This window comes from Streptomyces torulosus (genome assembly GCF_001419765.1).
GTDB lineage: Bacteria > Actinomycetota > Actinomycetes > Streptomycetales > Streptomycetaceae > Streptomyces > Streptomyces torulosus.
The window spans coordinates 784-1,085 of sequence record NZ_LIRK01000992.1 but is presented as its reverse complement, the minus strand read 5'-3'; the positions used below and the strand labels follow the sequence as shown (position 1 = coordinate 1,085).

Below are 302 nucleotides of genomic sequence, written 5' to 3'. Positions count from 1 at the left end.
GGGCGTCGGTGCGGGTGTCCTGCCAGACGATGGCGTTGTGGACGGGCTCACCGGTGTTCTTGTCCCAGAGCAGTGTGGTCTCACGCTGGTTGGTGATGCCGATGGCCTTGATGTCGTCGCGGGTGATGCCGGCCTTCTGGATGGCTCCGGCGACGACTTCCTGGACGTTGGTCCAGATCTCGTTGGCGTTGTGCTCGACCCAGCCCGGCTTCGGGAAGATCTGCTCGTGCTCCTTCTGGTCGACGGAGACGATACGGCCGTCCCGGTCGAAGACGATGCAGCGGCTGGAGGTGGTGCCCTGG

General features: G+C 64.9%; 1 protein-coding gene. It reads right to left on the bottom strand.

Annotated elements, in window-relative coordinates:
* Positions 1-302: FGGY family carbohydrate kinase (locus tag AOK23_RS46360; protein ID WP_240496854.1), on the bottom strand; the 302-nt coding region annotated here is incomplete at both ends.